A 3,592-nucleotide genomic window follows, 5' to 3' on the forward strand; every position below is an offset into this window, starting at 1 on the left:
AACAAACCCCTCTCCAAACCTCTCCCCTAAGCGGGGAGAGGCTTTGAAACCCCCCCTTCCCTCGTAGGGAAGGGGGGCTGGGGGGTTAGGTTTTTGGAGATTATGGGTTTCATATAATACTTTTCAAACAACCTCTTAATGTTGGGTTTCACTTCGTTTAACCCAACCTACAATTATTTACTTCTTAATCATGAATCCTCGGAACTATCTAAATACTTTAATATTTTCTCAATCAAATCATCTTTAGTTGTCCCTGTTGGTGAATTTTCTCTAGTAACTAAGTAAACAGCGTTAAGAAGTTGATCTGTTGCTAATTCCCCATTTTGATATAAATTGTGCTGTATTGTCGTTATGATTAAATTTTTCATTACTATCTAAATTACGTTTATCCCAATCATACAAATCTTTAACAATACCTTCTACTGTGGTTTGAGGCGAATTTACTAAACCACAAGATTTATAAGCTGTTTGAATAGCAGAATTTATAGCTGTATCCAGATTAGCAGTTAAGGCTTGAATGAGGCTCAAAAAACTCCAAGATTCAATTATGATTTTTGCAGGAATCATGTATCCCACTTTAACATTTCTTCGTGGTTCCGCATAAGGTTGTCCATAAAAGTTGTTCCATCTTCTAAAGCAAACTCAACTAATTGCTTTTCTGCCATATTAGATATATATTGTGAATCAGGCTAGTAAGGTCAAATATACCACATTGCCAACATATTTAAACAGCACAAAATAGCACTAAAGATAGTTGTCGCATAGCTAAAGGTATACTTACCCCAAACTTACCCCAATAAAATTTGGGACGAGTATTAAACCCGTCCCAGAACTACCTAAAACCGTGAATTAATCGGTTTTAGCTGTTTTCTCAAAGGCGACACCCGGATTTGAACCGGGGGATGGAGGTTTTGCAGACCTCTGCCTTACCACTTGGCTATGTCGCCGCGCCCACAATTACTAATAGTAGCACCATTTTTCCCAATTTGCACCATCTAGGAGAAATTTTTTTGAAGATTCATGTTTTTACTTAACTGGACAGACAAAAAGCCTGTCCTCCAATGGATCTTAGGGATTTAATTTCACTTCTTCAGCAAAATTCGCCCAGCGCGCAAAGTAAAATGGACCAGCAACAGACCCCCAGATATGCTCATCGGTGTCAGGATTTCGCCCTCTGTCGCGGCTGATGAACTGTTGACCATCAAGTTCAAAATCACTATCTAAATAGGTTCTTTGCCCGTCACGGATGACAATGCAGCCTTTTCCTGGTTCGACTGTGCCTTGGAATTTGTTCCCAGTCCACTCTACAATCATGTTACAACCACAGAGTCTTTCCAAGCGATCGCTCGTTAAAGTCTGCAATCTTGGTAAATCACGGGAAGCACCATAAAAGTCTTTTTCATCTTTGACAGTATAGTTTTCAATATGGATTTTATCCCCCACCGTCGTCAGATGTAACACCCGCAGCCGATAGGGCTTATTCAGCATATAATCATAAGCTTGTTCCACGAACAAACTTACCCCTGATAATACCCCCCAATCCAGGGGACGCATACATACACGAATATGGGCAAAAAAAGCCGGATTCTCAAAAACCTGGGCTTGATTGCTAAAATCAGCCGCCATCCAACGAGCTAAGGTGACAATATCTGTAGAATGAGTCATACCGATTTCGGATTTGGGAATAGGAATGCAATTAATTTTAAATCCTGATTACCCTCAGTCTACACTTTTCTATTGTATGTACTTAACCAAATCGTCCAGACACATAGTCATGGGTGCGAGTATCTAGCGGATTCCGAAAGATTTGACCAGTCTCCCCGAATTCCACCATTTGACCAATGCGGCTTTCATCGGTGCTGAAAAAAGCAGTAAAATCAGAAACGCGAGTTGCTTGCTGCATATTATGAGTAACAATCACAATCGTGAATTCTGTTCGCAATTTGTGAATTAATTCTTCTACTTTCATTGTAGCGATCGGATCAAGGGCTGAACAGGGTTCATCCATTAGTAAAACCTTGGGTTTAACAGCCAAAGCCCTAGCGATACAGAGACGTTGTTGTTGTCCACCAGAAAGACCTGTAGCAGACTGATGAAGTTTATCTTTGACTTCATCCCACAAAGCCGCACCTTTAAGTGCAGATTCGACAACTTCATCTAATACTACTTTTGGAGATCTACCAGCAATTCTCACACCATAAGCCACATTTTCATAAATGCTCATGGGAAAAGGATTGGGTTTTTGGAATACCATGCCAATTTCCCGACGCAGACGATTGATATTAATCTTAGGATCGTAGATGTTCTGACCAAAAAATTCTATCTGACCTTCGACTTTGACTTTTCCTTCTAATTCACTAATCCGATTAATGGTTTTAATAAATGTAGATTTACCACAACCACTAGGACCAATTAATGCAGTAACTTGATTTTTATAGATATCTAATGATATTCCTTCAATAGCTTTATAGTTTCCATAATAAAAGCTAAGATTCTTGACTTGGATGGCAGTAGTTAAGTTACTCATGATTGACTAAAGTACGAAAGAAAATTTTTTAGTTGACCTTATCTTTTCTTAGCAATTACGCGAGATAGCACGCTGAAAAACAAAACTAAAGTTAGGAGAATGATGGAGGTTGTCCATACTAATTGATTTACGGCTGGATCGGGATTGTTATAAAGGTTAAAAATCAATACTGGTAAGGAAGCAGTAGGACTTAATAAACCATCAGACCAATTTTGACTAAATAAAGCGGTAAAAATTAGTGGCGCTGTTTCGCCAGAAGCTCGAGCTATAGCTAAGGAAATACCCGTAGTAATCCCTGGAATAGCCGAACTAACAATAACACGAAAGGTAGTTTGAAAACGAGTTCCTCCTAAGGCTGCGGATGCGAGACGTTGGGGAACAGGAATTAGCTTTAAAGCCTCTTCCGTTGTCAATACTATCATTGGTAGCATGATTACAGCTAAGGCAAAACCACCGGCAATGGCGCTAAATCCCTTAGTTAATAAAACAATTACACCGTAAGCGAATATCCCCACAATAATGGAAGGAACACCTGTCAGAATGCTAGTAATAAACCGCACATACCGCGTAAGTGGGCTGGTTTGACTAAATTCTGCTAAGAAAATTCCTGTAATTACCCCGACAGGAATACTGAGTAATGCACCGATACCTACCATAAGTATAGTACCAAGAATAGCATTAGCAAACCCATTTTCAATTAATGGATGAAATAACATCTCTAGCTTGAAACCAGAAAGCCCCCGTGACATGATTTCCCACAGTATGGATGATAGTGGCAACAGTGCTAAAACACTCAAACCAAAGGCAATCCCATTCATTGCGTATGTAAATAATTGCCTACCTCTGGATAATGGCTGATACAATTCATCCGCTGTGGACTGATCTATTTCTGAATTTGGATAAGCGCTCATGTTAATTTTGGATTTTGGATTTTAGATTTTGAATTGTCTGTAAAGCTATGAACGGGAATGAGGAATAAAATTTACCAAAAAAGCCAGACGATAAGAAACTTTTACTCCTTCCTGATTCTTTCTTCCTCCTTCTTCCTTCTTCCTTCTTCCTTCT

At 39.3% G+C, this 3,592-nt stretch carries 4 protein-coding genes and 1 tRNA gene; all 5 read right to left on the bottom strand.

What is annotated here, in order from left to right:
• Positions 1 to 291 precede the first annotated feature (291 nt).
• A complete protein-coding gene (locus FJR06_RS00005) occupies positions 292 to 576 on the bottom strand; it encodes a hypothetical protein (protein ID WP_158310513.1) in 285 nt (94 codons plus the stop codon).
• 299 nt (positions 577 to 875) lie between these two features.
• Positions 876 to 947, bottom strand: a tRNA-Cys gene (locus FJR06_RS00010).
• 121 nt (positions 948 to 1,068) lie between these two features.
• Entirely contained in the window at positions 1,069 to 1,665 is a 597-nt protein-coding gene (locus FJR06_RS00015) for a chromophore lyase CpcT/CpeT (protein ID WP_168650205.1), read from the bottom strand.
• An 82-nt stretch (positions 1,666 to 1,747) separates the two neighbouring features.
• Entirely contained in the window at positions 1,748 to 2,527 is a 780-nt protein-coding gene (gene pstB, locus FJR06_RS00020; RefSeq protein WP_168650207.1) for a phosphate ABC transporter ATP-binding protein PstB, read from the bottom strand.
• Positions 2,528 to 2,565: 38 nt separating this feature from the next.
• The gene (gene pstA, locus FJR06_RS00025; protein ID WP_168650209.1) at positions 2,566 to 3,438 is read right to left on the bottom strand and encodes a phosphate ABC transporter permease PstA; all 873 of its coding nucleotides are present in this window, start codon (positions 3,436 to 3,438) and stop codon (positions 2,566 to 2,568) included.
• Between the last annotated feature and the right edge of the window lie 154 nt (positions 3,439 to 3,592).

This window comes from Dolichospermum sp. UHCC 0352 (genome assembly GCF_009711925.1).
Taxonomy (GTDB): domain Bacteria; phylum Cyanobacteriota; class Cyanobacteriia; order Cyanobacteriales; family Nostocaceae; genus Dolichospermum; species Dolichospermum lemmermannii.